12 protein-coding genes and 2 tRNA genes are annotated in these 14,975 nt (G+C 64.0%); 6 read left to right on the top strand and 8 right to left on the bottom strand.

The annotated features are described in order from the left end of the window. Nucleotides 1-94 precede the first annotated feature (94 nt). Complete coding sequence (locus tag IVA92_RS22100; protein WP_346015615.1) at nt 95-979, top strand: cation diffusion facilitator family transporter; 885 nt, start codon at nt 95-97, stop codon at nt 977-979. Between the two features lie 152 nt (nt 980-1,131). Here IVA92_RS22100 and IVA92_RS22095 read toward each other — a convergent pair whose 3' ends face one another. Then, a complete protein-coding gene (locus tag IVA92_RS22095) occupies nt 1,132-1,992 on the bottom strand; it encodes a methyltransferase domain-containing protein (protein ID WP_247277122.1) in 861 nt (286 codons plus the stop codon). A gap of 801 nt (nt 1,993-2,793) precedes the next feature. On the opposite strand from IVA92_RS22095, the gene IVA92_RS22090 reads away from it, so the two are divergent. From IVA92_RS22090 to IVA92_RS22080, 3 genes are all read left to right on the top strand, one after another. After that, the gene (locus IVA92_RS22090; RefSeq protein ID WP_247277121.1) at nt 2,794-3,408 is read left to right on the top strand and encodes a hypothetical protein; all 615 of its coding nucleotides are present in this window, start codon (nt 2,794-2,796) and stop codon (nt 3,406-3,408) included. A 149-nt stretch (nt 3,409-3,557) separates the two neighbouring features. Beyond that, on the top strand, nt 3,558-3,914 hold the full coding sequence (locus IVA92_RS22085; RefSeq protein ID WP_247277120.1) for a hypothetical protein: 357 nt from the start codon (nt 3,558-3,560) through the stop codon (nt 3,912-3,914). Nucleotides 3,915-4,141: 227 nt separating this feature from the next. Continuing rightward, nucleotides 4,142-4,218, top strand: a tRNA-Val gene (locus IVA92_RS22080). A gap of 126 nt (nt 4,219-4,344) precedes the next feature. Here the strand turns inward: IVA92_RS22080 and IVA92_RS22075 are convergent. The 3 genes from IVA92_RS22075 to clpX all read right to left on the bottom strand — a co-directional run bounded on the left by IVA92_RS22075 (nt 4,345) and on the right by clpX (nt 8,839). Further along, nucleotides 4,345-4,749 (bottom strand): GFA family protein, encoded by a 405-nt coding sequence (locus IVA92_RS22075; RefSeq protein ID WP_247277119.1) that lies wholly within the window; start codon nt 4,747-4,749, stop codon nt 4,345-4,347. 71 nt (nt 4,750-4,820) lie between these two features. Next, on the bottom strand, nt 4,821-7,244 hold the full coding sequence (gene lon / locus IVA92_RS22070) for an endopeptidase La (RefSeq protein WP_247277118.1): 2,424 nt from the start codon (nt 7,242-7,244) through the stop codon (nt 4,821-4,823). A 323-nt stretch (nt 7,245-7,567) separates the two neighbouring features. Then, complete coding sequence (gene clpX, locus IVA92_RS22065) at nt 7,568-8,839, bottom strand: ATP-dependent Clp protease ATP-binding subunit ClpX (RefSeq protein WP_008547851.1); 1,272 nt, start codon at nt 8,837-8,839, stop codon at nt 7,568-7,570. Between the two features lie 178 nt (nt 8,840-9,017). Here clpX and IVA92_RS22060 point away from each other — a divergent pair, with 178 nt between their 5' ends. Continuing rightward, the gene (locus tag IVA92_RS22060) at nt 9,018-9,272 is read left to right on the top strand and encodes a hypothetical protein (RefSeq protein WP_247277117.1); all 255 of its coding nucleotides are present in this window, start codon (nt 9,018-9,020) and stop codon (nt 9,270-9,272) included. Between the two features lie 13 nt (nt 9,273-9,285). On the opposite strand, the gene IVA92_RS22055 is transcribed toward IVA92_RS22060, so the two are convergent. The 3 genes from IVA92_RS22055 to IVA92_RS22045 form a co-directional block, all read right to left on the bottom strand. After that, on the bottom strand, nt 9,286-9,921 hold the full coding sequence (locus IVA92_RS22055) for an ATP-dependent Clp protease proteolytic subunit (RefSeq protein ID WP_247277116.1): 636 nt from the start codon (nt 9,919-9,921) through the stop codon (nt 9,286-9,288). Between the two features lie 289 nt (nt 9,922-10,210). Continuing rightward, nucleotides 10,211-11,572 (bottom strand): trigger factor, encoded by a 1,362-nt coding sequence (gene tig, locus IVA92_RS22050; protein WP_247277115.1) that lies wholly within the window; start codon nt 11,570-11,572, stop codon nt 10,211-10,213. Nucleotides 11,573-11,745: 173 nt separating this feature from the next. After that, nucleotides 11,746-11,830: transfer RNA gene (locus tag IVA92_RS22045), tRNA-Leu, on the bottom strand. A gap of 153 nt (nt 11,831-11,983) precedes the next feature. Here IVA92_RS22045 and IVA92_RS22040 point away from each other — a divergent pair. After that, nucleotides 11,984-13,288, top strand: coding sequence for a multicopper oxidase domain-containing protein (locus IVA92_RS22040; RefSeq protein ID WP_247277114.1), 1,305 nt, complete (start codon nt 11,984-11,986; stop codon nt 13,286-13,288). Between the two features lie 4 nt (nt 13,289-13,292). Here the strand turns inward: IVA92_RS22040 and IVA92_RS22035 are convergent, their stop codons facing one another. Beyond that, on the bottom strand, nt 13,293-14,792 hold the full coding sequence (locus IVA92_RS22035) for an NAD(P)H-hydrate dehydratase (protein WP_247277113.1): 1,500 nt from the start codon (nt 14,790-14,792) through the stop codon (nt 13,293-13,295). Nucleotides 14,793-14,975: the final 183 nt, after the last annotated feature.

Here is a 14,975-nt window from a genome sequence, read left to right as displayed (position 1 = left end):
CGGCCCCGACCATCACGAACATCGCCATCATGATCATGCCGGCTATCCACACGATCATGGTCACGATCATGCTCATGGTCTTGGCCACGCGCATGTGCATGCGCCGACCAGCTTCGGCAAGGCGTTCGCGATCGGCATTTCGCTGAACATCGCGCTGGTCGTGGCCGAAGCCGTGTATGGCTATATCGGCAACTCCACCGCCCTGCTCGCGGATGCCGGGCATAACCTTTCCGACGTGCTCGGCCTGGTCGTCGCCTGGGGTGCGTCGATTGCAGCGCGACGCGCGCCGAGCGGCCGCTTCACCTACGGCCTGCGCGCCTCCACCATCCTGGCCGCGCTGGCGAATGCGGCGTTCCTGCTGGTCGCAACCGGCGCGATCGGCTGGGAGGCGATTTTGCGTTTGCGCGAGCCGGAGCCGGTCGCCGGCGTGACCGTAATGGTGGTGGCAGGCGTCGGCATCCTCATCAACGGTTTTACCGCCATACTGTTCGCACGCGGACGCAAAAACGATATCAACATCGAAGGCGCCTATCTGCACATGGCGGCGGATGCCGCCGTCTCGCTCGGCGTCGTCGTCTCGGCGGCGCTGATCACGTGGACCGGCTGGCTCTGGCTCGATCCCTTAACCAGCCTCCTCATCTGCGCCATCATCCTCTGGGGCACGACCAGCCTGTTGCGCGGCTCCATCGATATGTCAATGGCGGCAGCGCCCAAGGGCACCGACCTCGCCGCGATCAGGGCGTTCCTGCTGGCGCGGCCGGGCGTCTCCGCGATCCACGATCTCCACGTCTGGCCGATCTCGACCACCGAGACGGCGCTGACCTGCCACCTCGTCATGCCCGCCGGCAGCACAGGCGATGCATTCCTGATGGAGACCGCGCAACTGCTCAAGACCTCGTTCCGCGTCGGTCACACCACGATTCAGGTCGAGACGCATCCTGACAACGGCTGCGCCCTGGCGCCGGACGATGTGGCGTAGGATCTCACGGTCCATCCACCCGCCATCGCGAGGAGCTCGCGACAAAATTGCACAGCAATTTTGCGCTGATGCGACGAAGCAATCCAGACTGTCTCTGCTGAGGCCGCCTGATTTGCTTCGCTGCGCGCAATGACGATCGGGAAGCAGCGCGCTTACGCCGCCTTCGCTGTCACGATCCAGATCGCGCCCTGCAACGTCACCGACTGCCCTTCCTGAAACGGCGCGAGCATGTCGCGGATCGAAGCCTTGGCGGCCTCGTACGTCTCCGGCGGATGGCCCTGAAGCGCGCGGCTGGCGGGGCCGATCTGGAGTGCGCCGTCGACAGCGGCATCGAGGCCACCGCCGATCGCTATATCCATCGCCAGATTGTGCGGCTGCAATGCAAGGTCCACGAAGCCGGCACCTTTCAGGATGCGCATCACGCGCTCTTCGGAGGCGAAGGCGAACGGGCCCGGCTCTTCCGGTCCGACCGGCGGCATTTTCGGCACGTGCTTGTAGACCGCCATCAGCGGCGCCATCATCCAGGGGTTTTCCTTCGGCTCGCGCCAGCAAGCGAAAGCGAGCCGCCCTGTCGGCTTCAGCGCTGCCCGCAAATTGGTGAAGGACACAATGGGATCGGCGAAGAACATCACGCCGAAACGCGAGGCGAGCAGATCGAAGCTCGCCGGTTCGAACGAATGCACCGTGGCATCCGCCAGCACGAAATCGAGCGGCAGGCCCTTCGGCGCCAACGCGCGCGCCTGCGACAGCATCGGCTCGGAGACGTCGAGACCGAGCGCAAAGCCATCAGGCGCCACCGCCTTCGCAAGGGCGACCGTCGTTGCACCGGAGCCGCAGCCAACGTCGATCACGCGCTCGCCGGGCTTCGGCTCGGCACGGTCGATCAGCACGTCCGCGATCGGCCCGAGCAGTTTTTCCTGCACCGCATGACGATCGGCCCAACGTTGGCCGCTCGGGCCGTTCCAATAGGCGATCTGGTCGGCGTTGAGCTCGTGTCCGCTTGACTGTTCCATCAACCCTCTCCGCGACGGTGCCGAACGTCCGCGCTCGGCCCGAGACGCTTATCCACATGCCGATCCCAGCCGCAAGGCCGATTTCCGCGCGGGACAAGCCCCGACGCCGCTTTGCCAAGCCAAGTCGACACGGCCAAGCGGCCCTGTATGAACTCAGCGAACGGGAGAAAACCCCGTGAAGTCGGAACGATCAGTCGACATCGATTGCTTGCGGACAATCTCGATCATATGGGTGCCTGACCCACCCGCTTGCCTGGCTTCGCCAATGGCAGCCGGAGGCGGTCAAATCCTCCGTCGCTGCACGCCCAGCGACGTGACACCCCAAGACTTGCCGATCGCGCCGGCTTTCGCGCAGGCAGGCGCGGCAGCACATCGATGATGACATACAGTCCGGCAGACGGTCTGATCCGGACGGATGACGGCGCAAGGCGATCAGCACCGGTTACGTCAGGAGGATTTACGACGGGTCGAGGAGGAGCTCAGTCATTGAGGCGCCTCTCCGCCGTTGCGGGTGCCCCTCGTTTCTAGCCACAGCAAATCGTAGGCCGGCGCCCTCTATCGAGCGCCGCGCCTCACTCGCCGTTCCTCCAAGCTAGCGCCAGAACAGCGCCAGCAGCAGGATGACCGGAAGCGGAATTCCTAGCAGCCACAACAGGGCGCCTCGACCAAGTGTCATGGTGTCCGGCCTCTTCTAGCTTTGACATAGACCAAGCCGCGAAGCCCTCGGGAGTTCCTGCTTCAGGAACGGAAGATTTGAGGGCGCGTTGGAACAGAAAGTGGAAGTTCATGGAGGATCTCACCATGGTGACACGTGCAATACCTAATCCCTTTTTTGGCTGGACATGGTCGGCCGTGCTGGCTGGCATGTTCGCTTCGCTGGTCGTCCAGATCTTGCTGACGATGCTCGGTCTGGGCATTGGCTTGCTCGCAATCGACATACCCACAGCCTCAACGGCACCCGCTGGCGCTGGCTGGGCGGCGTTCGTGTGGTGGGCGGTGTCGGGAATCATCGCCGCCTTTGTCGGCGGTGCCGTTGCGGCAGCCAACTCGCCGGATCAGTCCGGGCTCGGCCGCGTCGGTCACGCACTTGCCGCCTGGGCGGTCACAACCGTGGTCGTGGTGGCTGCGGCAGCGATGATGCCGGCGTCCGCGACCAGCATCGCCAGCAACCTCGTCGGCCCGTCATATACAGCGAGCGCCCGGATCGCCTATTGGTCGAACAATACGGGACGGGATACGGTCGGTGCGACGACTCGGCCGGCCACGCCGGCCCAGCTCGATGAGGCCCGCAAACACTTCTCGTACGTGATGTTTGCAAGCTTCTGTTCGCTGCTCCTCGGCGCAGGAGCGGCCTATGCCGCCGGTATGGCGACGACGGCCCAGGCGGTCAAGGAAACGGCAAGGCCGATGACGTGACGGCACAACGCAGGCTCGGGAATGGAACGCTGGCGCGGGATCTGTGCGCATTGCGGCCGTATTGGTTTCACCGAACGGCCACATCGGAATCAGATGCCAACCAAATTACCTCGATAGGTTCGCCGTTCCTCAAACTGGAAAGGCATACCATGCGCAGCTTCACGGCATCCGTCATCGTTGCAGCTCTCGCCCTCGGGACACCGGCTCTGGTGCAGGCACAGGGCGCATCGCCGCAATCCGGCGCCGAGTCCCCGTCCACGCAGTCCAGCACGGTGATCCGGAGCATACAGGTTGTCGACGTTAAGGAATTGCAGCCGGCGGTGCGCGCGAAAGTCGATGAACTCGTGGCGCACACAAGCGATCAGGACATCCAGTCGCTTCGGCAGTCCATCGACGCCACACCGCAGGCAGCCTCCGTGCTCAAGGCCAAGGGCTTGAGCTCGTCACAAGTCGTCGCGATCAACATCGCCGACGGTGTCCTGACGATGTTCACCAAGACGGCGTGACATCAGACGGGAGATTCGAAACGCACGGTGGCGGCGAGCTGATCGCCGCCCCCTCAGCCGGACGACGAGATTCGCGCTACGAAAAAAGAGGAGGGCCCTGCAGCGGGCCTGCAGCAGGGCTACTCGTGTTCAGCATCAAAACCCTGCCCAGGCGGCAAATTGGAGCCAGTTGGCGGCGCGCTCGGCCCTTGCTTCGGCACCCGCCGGGGCGCTAAAGAGGCGCACTTGGGCGGTTAGCTCAGCTGGTTAGAGCATCTCGTTTACACCGAGAGGGTCCGCGGTTCGAATCCGTGACCGCCCACCAGCCTTCGCTCGCTTCGCGAGCTACGGCTGGGCAAGCCACCTTCGGAACATCATTGACGCGAAGCGGGCGAGGGCTGTCACGCCGAAGCCGGACAGGCGAAGGCGGACTTCCCGACACTCGCCGAGCTCAATCCTGCGGCCGGCCCGGCAGCAACGGCACCGCGTCGATCCACACCGCCGCCGACCGGCACCAGATTTGCCGCGTCGGCCGCAACTTGTCGCGCTGGCGGATGCTACCCCAGCGGATGCCCCAATCATCGGCCTGGTCGCCCTCGCCGCTCGTGAATAGCGGGGAACCGCAATCGGCGCAGAAATGCTGGAAGCGCATCTGGCCGTTGTCGCCCCGCTTGCCATAGATTTTGGGCGTGCCGCCGGTCAGGCGGACGTCGGCTCCGGAACAGACGGCCGTCACCCGGAACGGCGAGCCGGTCAGGGTCTGGCAGTCAGTGCAGTGGCAAACCGAGACCGCCTCGGGATCGATGTCGGCCTCGAAGCTGATCTTGCCGCAATGGCATTGCCCATCGATCTGCATCGCCCTCTCCCCCTTGGCTCCAAAACAAAAACGGCGCCCGAAGGCGCCGTTTTATCATCTTTTGCGGAATCTCAGTGAGCGGTCAGGCCGCCGGCGGCCTCATCGCCGTCCGGCTTCACCGTCACCTTGGTGTCCTCTTCCCAGACGATCGGCACCGGCTTCTTCACCAGCGCCTTGGCGACGACGTCGTCGAGGCGCGAAACCGGGATGATCTCCATGCCGCCCTTGATCGCATCGGAAATCTCCGTGAGATCCTTGGCATTGTCCTCGGGGATCAGCACCGTCTTGATGCCGCCGCGGGCAGCAGCCAGCAGCTTCTCCTTCAGGCCGCCGATCGGCAGCACGCGGCCGCGCAGCGTGATCTCGCCGGTCATCGCGACATCATGGCGAACCGGAATGCCGGTCATGACCGAGATGATCGCGGTGGCCATGGCGACACCCGCGGAGGGACCGTCCTTCGGCGTCGCGCCCTCCGGCACGTGCACGTGGATGTCGCGCTTGTCGAACAGCGGCGGCTCGACGCCGTAGTTGATCGCACGCGAGCGGACGTAGGACGCCGCCGCCGAGATCGACTCCTTCATGACGTCACGGAGATTGCCCGTGACCGTCATCTTGCCCTTGCCGGGCATCATGACGCCTTCGATCGTCAGCAGCTCGCCGCCGACATCGGTCCAGGCAAGGCCGGTGACGATGCCGACCTGCGGCTCGCTCTCGATCTCGCCGAAGCGGTATTTCGGCACGCCGAGCAGCTCTTCCAGAGTCTTCTCGGTGACCTTGACCGACTTCTTCTTGGAGATCATCAGCTCCTTCACCGCCTTGCGGGCGAGTGTCGAAAGCTCACGCTCAAGATTGCGCACGCCCGCTTCGCGAGTATAGCGGCGGATCAAGAGCAGCAGCGCGTCGTCGTCGATCGAGAACTCCTTGGAGTCCAGGCCGTGCTTGGACACGGCGTTCGGGATCAAGTGCTTGCGCGCGATCTCGACCTTCTCGTTCTCCGTGTAGCCCGCGATCCGGATGATCTCCATGCGGTCCATCAGCGGGCCCGGAATATTGAGCGTATTCGCGGTCGTGATGAACATCACGTTGGACAGATCGTAGTCGACCTCGAGATAGTGGTCGTTGAAGGTCGCGTTCTGCTCGGGGTCGAGCACCTCGAGCAGCGCCGAGGACGGATCGCCGCGGAAATCGGCGCCCATCTTGTCGATCTCGTCCAGCAGGAACAGCGGATTGGACGACTTCGCCTTGCGCATCGACTGAATGATCTTGCCGGGCATCGAGCCGATATAGGTGCGGCGGTGGCCACGGATCTCGGCCTCGTCGCGCACGCCGCCAAGCGAGACGCGCACGAATTCGCGCCCCGTCGCCTTCGCGATCGACTTGCCGAGCGAGGTCTTGCCGACGCCGGGAGGCCCGACGAGGCACAGGATCGGACCCGTCAACTTGTTGGCGCGCGACTGCACCGCGAGATACTCGACGATGCGTTCCTTGACCTTCTCGAGCCCGTAATGATCGGAGTCCAGGATGGCTTGCGCCGCTTCCAGATCCTTCTTCACCTTGGACTTCTTGTTCCACGGGATCGACAGCAGCCAATCCAGATAGTTGCGCACGACGGTCGCTTCCGCGGACATCGGCGACATCTGGCGCAGCTTCTTCAATTCGTGCTGCGCCTTCTCGCGCGCTTCCTTGGAGAGCTTGGTCTTGGAGATCTTCTCTTCGAGATCGGCGAGCTCGTCGCGACCGTCGTCGTCGCCGAGTTCCTTCTGGATCGCCTTCATCTGCTCGTTGAGATAATACTCGCGCTGGGTCTTCTCCATCTGGCGCTTGACGCGCGAGCGGATGCGCTTCTCGACCTGGAGCACCGAGATCTCGCTCTCCATCAGGCCCAGCACCTTCTCGAGGCGCGTCGTGACGGACAGCGTCTCCAGGATGCCCTGGCGGTCCGCGATCTTGACCGCAAGATGCGAGGCAACCGTGTCGGCCAGCTTGGCGAAATCGGTGATCGCCTGCACGACGCCGACGACCTCGGCCGAGATCTTCTTGTTGAGCTTCACGTAGCTCTCGAAGTCGGACACGACCGAGCGCGCCAGCGCCTCCGCCTCGACCGACTTCGCGTCGGTGTCGGCGAGCGCGACCGCGGTCGCTTCGTAATAGTCGGCGCGATCGGTGTATTTCTGCACGCGCGCACGCTCGAGCCCTTCGACCAGCACCTTCACGGTGCCGTCGGGAAGCTTCAAGAGCTGGAGCACGCTGGCAAGCGTACCGGTCTCGTAGATGGCATCGGGCGCCGGATCATCATCGGACGCGTTCTTCTGCGTCGCCAGCATGATCAGCGCATCGTTCTTCATCACCTCTTCGAGCGCGCGGATCGACTTCTCGCGACCCACGAAGAGCGGCACGATCATGTGCGGGAAGACGACGATATCGCGCAGCGGCAGCACGGGATAAGCGTGCGTTTCGCCATGAACGATGGTTGGCCGAGGTTTGGGATTAGTCATGGCCTTTTCCTTTTGCTTTGCCCCCTTGCACGCAGCCCGCTGATCATGCGCAACCGCCACAAGGTGCCGACGTGATCCGCAGAGCCGGTCGGTCCTTTTGCGAGTCGGACCGGCTTGCCGGATCGGAACTGAGGCGAATCCAGAAGAGAATTTTCGCTCGCCGCCGACATTAGGTGGCTATCGACCCGGGGGGTGTCAAGTCATTGAAAAACGCGCGCCTTCAGGCGCTTACGCACGCAGGTAAGCGACGCAACACCGGCTGCGGAGATACAGCTCCGCAGCCCTCCTTGATGAGACGATTGGAGCGTTCCAGCGCCGAGAAATCAGGCGCTGGCATTCTCGACGGCGCGATCGGACCGATCGGCGTAGATGTAGAGCGGACGCGCCGTGCCTTCCACGACTTCTCGCGAAATCACGACCTCTTCCACACCTTCCAGACCCGGCAGGTCGAACATGGTCTCGAGCAGGATCGCCTCAAGGATCGAACGCAAACCGCGCGCGCCGGTCTTGCGCTCGATCGCCTTGCGCGCGACCGCGCCAAGCGCCTCGTCGGCGAAGGTCAGCTCGATGTTCTCCATCTCGAACAGGCGTTGGTACTGTTTCACCAGCGCGTTCTTCGGCTCGGTGAGGATCTTCTTCAGCGAGGTCTCGTCCAGGTCCTCGAGCGTCGCCACCACCGGCAGACGACCGACGAATTCAGGGATGAGGCCGTACTTCAGGAGGTCCTCAGGCTCGACGTGACGGAAGATCTCGCCGGTCCGGCGATCCTCTGGCGCGAGCACCTGGGCACCGAAGCCGATCGAGGTCGACCGTCCGCGCGCCGAGATGATCTTTTCGAGACCGGCGAAGGCGCCGCCGCAGATGAACAGGATGTTGGTGGTATCCACCTGCAGGAATTCCTGCTGCGGATGCTTGCGGCCGCCCTGCGGCGGGACCGAAGCCACCGTGCCTTCCATGATCTTGAGCAGCGCCTGCTGCACGCCCTCACCCGACACGTCGCGCGTGATTGAGGGATTGTCGGACTTGCGGCTGATCTTGTCGATTTCGTCGATGTAGACGATGCCGCGCTGGGCGCGCTCGACATTGTAGTCGGCGGCCTGGAGCAGCTTCAGGATGATGTTCTCGACGTCCTCGCCGACATAGCCGGCTTCGGTCAGGGTCGTCGCGTCCGCCATCGTGAACGGCACGTCGAGGATGCGGGCGAGCGTCTGCGCGAGCAGAGTCTTGCCCGAGCCGGTCGGACCGATCAGCAGAATGTTCGACTTCGCGAGCTCGACGTCGTTGTGCTTGGTCTGGTGGTTGAGGCGTTTGTAGTGGTTGTGCACCGCGACCGACAGGACCTTCTTCGCATGGCTCTGGCCGATCACGTAGTCGTCCAGCACCTTGCAGATTTCCTTCGGCGTCGGAATGCCGTCGCGCGACTTGACCAGCGAGGATTTGTTCTCCTCGCGGATGATGTCCATGCAGAGCTCAACGCACTCGTCGCAAATGAAGACCGTGGGACCCGCGATCAGTTTGCGGACTTCGTGCTGGCTCTTGCCGCAGAACGAGCAATATAGCGTGTTCTTGGAGTCGCTCGTGCCGACCTTACTCATTCATGTCTCCGTCCGCGGTTCGATCCCGTTCCGCTCGATCGCTCCATTCCGACACGATGGCCGGCATGAAGCTTAAGTAGAGCAAATTCCGTACCAAAAAAGACCCTACGCGTTACATCCCGTGCGAATCACGGTCGCTCGATTCTCCGCGATCTTAGCCGATCAATCGTAGCCAACCATGCTGTCACCCGACTATCAAGAATTCGCTAATCGGGGCTCGCCGGCTACCCGTGACAATACCGTGATTTCCGGTCTTGGCACGGGCGAAGTGATCGAAATCATTCCGGCGTTGCTGGATTACCACGAAAAACAAGCACGAAAGCGGAACTTTCTGCCTGTCGCAGGACGCAAAACGGCGTTTTGCAACGCGCGCGCGGTCCTTAACGTGAACATCGTCCTGACGGTCCCCGGCGATCCCGAGGGATCGCCGTAACCACCGGGTAGTGCTATTGGGTTTTCGCCGGCACCGGTTCCTCGGCGCGCTTGTCGATCACCCTGTCGACCAGACCGAACTCCTTGGCGTCGTTCGCAGTCAGGAACTTGTCGCGTTCCAGCGCGTCCTCGATCGACTTGTAGGTCTGGCCGGTGTGCTTGACGTAGATCTCGTTGAGCCGCTTCTTCAGGTTCAGGATTTCCTGGGCGTGCAGCATGATGTCGGTGGCTTGGCCCTGGAAGCCGCCGGAGGGCTGATGAACCATGATACGCGCGTTCGGCAGCGAGAAGCGCATGTCCTTCTCGCCGGCGGCAAGCAGCAGCGAGCCCATCGAAGCCGCCTGGCCCGTGCACAGCGTCGAGACCGGCGGGCGGATGAACTGCATGGTGTCGTAGATGGCAAGGCCCGACGTCACCACGCCGCCCGGCGAGTTGATGTACATCGAGATTTCCTTCTTCGGATTTTCAGCCTCGAGGAACAACAACTGCGCGACGATCAACGTCGACATCCCGTCCTCGACCGGGCCGGTCACGAAGATGATGCGCTCCTTCAGCAGGCGCGAGAAAATGTCGTAGGCGCGCTCGCCACGGTTGGTCTGCTCGACCACCATAGGCACGAGGTTCATGTAGGTTTCAACCGGATCGCGCATGAGTCACCTAGGGTTTCGGAGACGGACATCGCCAAGCTTGGCTGCCAGTTTGGCTGGATTTGCCGGAAGGCGGATGGACGTCCTGTGATGCAGGAACTTGGCAGAGGTAGAACATTGGTACAGGGCGTACCGACAGATATAGCCCAATTCGCGCCTGACAAGTGCGGAGCGCATTAAGGCTTAATCCCTCGGGTAGTTGAAGCTGATTCGCACAAAGAGGCCCAGCCGGCCATCTGGCTAGCTTGGCCTCTTCGCTGATCATTCTTAATAGAAGACTGCCTCAATCCCTTCAGGCAGCGGTCTTTTCCGCCTCGTCGTCCTTGTAGAGGTCCTCGCGCGAGACCTTCTTCTCGGTCACGTTTGCGAGTTCGAGGATGAAATCGACGACCTTGTCCTCATAGATCGGTGCACGAAGCTGGGCCAGCGCCTGGGCGTTGTTGCGGTAATAGTCCCAGACCTCCTTCTCGCGGCCGGGCATCTGGCGCGCCCGCTCGATCACCGCGCGGCCGACCTCGTCGTCGGTCACGGTAATCTTGTTCTTCTCGCCGATCTCGGAGAGCACGAGGCCGAGGCGCACGCGGCGGTCGGCGATCTTGCGGTACTCTTCCTTGGCGGCGTCTTCCGTGGTGTTCTCGTCGGCGAAGGTCTTGCCGGCGGAGTCCATCTCGGCCTTGACCGAGTTCCACATCAGATTGAACTCCTCGTCGACCAGCGAGGGCGGCGCTTCGAAGCGATGCGCCTCGTCGAGGCGGTCGAGCAGCGCGCGCTTGACACGCTGACGCGTCGCGGTCGCGAACTCGGCGGCGAGACGCTCGCGCGCGGCTTCCTTCAGCTTGTCGAGCGATTCAAGGCCGAGCGTCTTGGCGAACTCGTCGTCGATCGCGATGTCCTGCGGCGCCTCGATCAGCGTCGCGGTGGTCTCGAACTCGGCGGGCTGGCCGGCGAGCTTGTCGTTCATGTAGTTCTTCGGGAACGACACTTTCAGCGTGCGCGTCTCGCCCGCGCCGATGCCGGTCAGCTGCTCCTCGAAGCCGGGGATGAAGGTATTGGACCCGATGACGACCTGGATGCCCTCACCGGTGCCGCCCTCGAAGGCTTCGCCGTTGATGGTGCCCTTGAAGGCGACGGTGACGCGGTCGCCCGAGGCGGCCTTGGCGCCCTCGCCCTTGTCAGCATAGGTACGGTTGGAATCAGCGATGCGCTTGATCGCCTCGTCGACGTCGGAATCGGTGACCTCGGCGACGGGCTTTTCGACCTGGAAGGTCTTGAAGTCGGCGAGCGCGATCGAAGGCACCACCTCGATCGCGACCGTGTAGGTCAGATCAGTTTTACCCGACAGCAGCTCCTCGACCTCGGCCTGCTCGCTGGGCATGGTGATCTTCGGCTCGGTCGCAAGGCGGAAGCCACGCTCGGAGAACAGCTGGGTGTTGGTGTCGCGGATGGTCTGGTCGATGGTCTCGGCCATCACCGAGCGGCCATAGACCTTCTTCAGGTGACCGACCGGCACCTTGCCGGGACGGAAGCCGTTGAGGCGGACCTTGTCCTTGAGATCGACGAGCTTGGCATCGGCCTTGGCGTCGAGATCAGACGCAGGGACGCTGATCTTGAACTCGTGCTTCAAACCTTCCGAGAGGGTCTCTGTGACCTGCATGGCGTCCAATCTTCTTCTCGTTCGGTCCCGGCGCGCATGCGTCGGGACGCTGTCATTAATCGATCCGGCGCGAGGCAGACGCCTCAACGCCGGTGGTTCAGCGGGCCGGCTCCAAGCGGACAAACATCCGCGAGGAAGCTGGCCTCGTAATCCGTGCAAACGCTGAAAGCGCTTGGTGCGGGCGGAGGGACTCGAACCCCCACATCTTGCGACACTGGAACCTAAATCCAGCGCGTCTACCAGTTCCGCCACGCCCGCGTGAATTCGCATCAAGGCCGGCCGCGATGCCGCGGGCGGCCGGGCTTATAGCATGTGCCTGACTGTTCGCAGCAAAAAAATGGCTGGTCGGAGGCAGGCATCAAATAGGCACGCCGGCTGGACTTATCCAGCGCGGCGTGGTCCGGATCGGCCATGACAACGCGGATTTTTGACCTGAGCCGACGCGAGGTTTTGGCGGGCCTCGGCGCCTCGGCGGCCGGGCTGATCGCCGGCGGCGCAACCCCGCCGGCCACAGCCCAGCTCGCCCTCCAGGCAAGGCCGGCCACGTTGGCGCTGAGGCAGGGTCAGCCGCCTACGCCGATCTGGGAGCTCGCCGCCGTAAGCCATCTGGGAAACGTTCGTCTCAAGCGCGGCAACCGCTGCGAGGTGGTGTTCCGGAACGAGCTGCCTGTGCCGCTTGCACCGGTCTGGTCCGGCCTGAACGGCCCGGCCGCTTCCGACCCGCTACGGGGGCGCGCGCCAACCGCCCCGGGTGCGACTGAAACATCAATCATCTCAATATCTAGTGCAGGAACCCTGCTGGCCGACTTCCGGCTCTTCGAGGACGGCCTGAAGCAACCCGCCCGCCCGCTTCCGATCATCGCCGAGGAGGCAAATCGGGTCCCCGTCGATCGCGACGAGGTTTTGCTGATCGAGGAATGGCGCCTGCGGCCGGACGGGACCGCGCTTTCCCCCGGTCGCGATCCCCAGGACACGACGCCGCTCTACACGATCAACGGACAGACTTCATTCGAGCTCTCAGCTGCCGCCAATGAGCGGCTACGGCTGCGCTTTATCAATGGCTCCCAACGCACTGTTCTGGCGATCAAATTGGAAAGCCACGAGGTCAGGGTCATGGCCCTGGACGGACAGCCGGCCGAGCCCTTCCCAGCTCGCAATGGCGCTCTCGTGCTGGCCCCCGGCGGACGGGCCGACGCGTTTGTGAACACGGCCATATCGGCCGCTTTCGTGCTGCATGACGGCAAGGAGGCGCGAAGCGTAGGCAGCCTCAAGGTATCGGGCCAATTGGAGCGGCGCATTCCGCTGTTCGAACCGCAGCCACTCCCGTCGAACGATCTACCTGAGAAGCTCGAGTTGAGAGGCGCCCTGCGGTTCGATGTCGCGCTGGGCGCAGCCGATTCCGGCTGGGCGCGGCCGGCAAACTTTTCCACCGCTTCCGCCCCCGCCTTCCGCGCCAAGGCCGGCCGCACCGTCGTACTGGCCCTGCAGAACCCCGCCCCGATCACCACCGTGTTCCACCTGCACGGCCACCCCTTCCGCCTGCTCGACAAGCTCGACGACGGCTGGAAGCCCTATTGGCTCGACACGCTCGCGATCGAGCCCGGTCAGACCCAGCGCATCGCGTTCGCGGCGACCTCACCCGGACGATGGCTGCTCGAATCCGTTCTGACCGACTGGGCCGCCCCGCGCCTGGTGCGCTGGTACGCGGTGGAGTGAACGCTCAGTATTCGACCCCGAGCGCGTCATAGATCCGCCGATGCACAGCCGGCAGTGTCTCGGTCAGATCCTCCGCGATCAGCCCGGGCCCCGCCTCGCTTCCCGCCTCGCCATGCATCCAGACGCCGATGCTGGCGGCCTCAAATGCCGGCACGCCTTGCGCCAGGAGGCCAGCGATGATGCCCGAGAGCACGTCGCCGGCGCCGGCGGTGGCGAGCCAGGGCGGCGCGTTGGCGGCGATGGTGGCGCGGCCGTCGGGGGCGGCGATCGTCGTGTCCGGTCCTTTCAGCAGCACGACGGCGCCGGAGCGCTCGGCGGCGGCGCGAACGCGCTCGAGTTTCGAGCGGCCCGGATGCTTGTTGCTGAGGTCGGAAAACAGCCGCGGAAACTCGCCCTCATGCGGGGTCAGCACCACCGTATTGTCCTGCGACGACTTGATCGATTCGAACAGCCGCTCGGGCTTCGCGGCAAAGCTCGTCAGCGCGTCGGCGTCCAGCACCAGGCGCCGCTGCGCCGTCAGCGCGGTGTGAACGAGATCGCAGGTGCGCTCGCCGACGCCCGCGCCGGGCCCGATCATGCAGGTGTTATAGCGCTTGTCGCCGAGGAGCTCGCCGAACTCGATCGCGGTGTCGACCGGGCGAACCATCACCGCGGTTAGCGCGCTCGCGTTGATCGCGAGCGCATCGCGCGGGCTCGCCAGCGTCACGAGCCCGGCGCCGGCCCGCAGCGCCGCGCGCGCGGCAAGCCGCGCAGCGCCCGTTGCGGCTGCATCACCGGAGACGGCCATCACATGGCCTCGCGCAAATTTGTGGCCGTCGACGCGCGGCACCGGAAAGGCGGCGCCCCAGAAATCCGGATCGTTCTCGAAGAGCTGCGGGGCGATCTCGTCCAGCACGCTTGCGTCGATGCCGATGTCGGCGACGCGCACACGGCCGCAATGCATGCGACCGGGCAGCAACAGATGCGCCGGCTTCTTGCGGAAGAAAGTCACGGTCTCCGCGGCATTCACGGCCGCGCCCATCACCGCGGCGCTGGTGCCGTTGATGCCGCTCGGCAGGTCGACGGCCAGCACCGGCGCGCCGTTGCCGTTGATCGCCTCGATCATCGCGCGCGCCTCGCCATCGACCGGACGGCTGAGACCCGCGCCGAACAGCGCATCGATGATCAGTGCCGGCTTTCCGATCGCCTGCGGATTGAACGGGAGCACCGGGTGCTTCCAGCCGCGCGCGGCCGAGGCGGCGTCACCCTGGAGCTGGTCGCGCTCGCACATCAGGATCACCGAGACCTCGCGCCCTTGGGCGGCGAGCTCGGCAGCTGCGACAAAACCGTCGCCGCCATTGTTGCCGGGACCGGCGACGATCAGGATCGGCCCCTCCTCCACCAGCGCATTGGCCGCCTCGGCGACCGCCTGGCCGGCGCCGAGCATCAGCTTGAAGCCGGGCGTGCCTGCCGCAATGCTGAGCTGATCGGCGCGCTGCATTTCAGCGTTGGTCAGAACTTCCATGCCACTTCCCTGTCCAAACGCCCGTTCAACAGGCACGTTCCGTGCCGACCCATCCCACGGACCAACGATCTGCACACATATTGAACCGTTTGCCTATTTCGTAGTCTTCGGTATTTTGTGCCGGTCGGCGCCACCCATCAGATTGTGCTCGTTAAAAGGCTGATAACGCTCCAATAATCAGGG

The sequence above is a fragment of the Bradyrhizobium sp. 154 genome (assembly GCF_023073875.1).
Taxonomy (GTDB): Bacteria; Pseudomonadota; Alphaproteobacteria; order Rhizobiales; family Xanthobacteraceae; genus Bradyrhizobium.
Note: the sequence above shows the minus strand (reverse complement) of the source record. Positions and strands in the feature narration are given on the sequence as shown.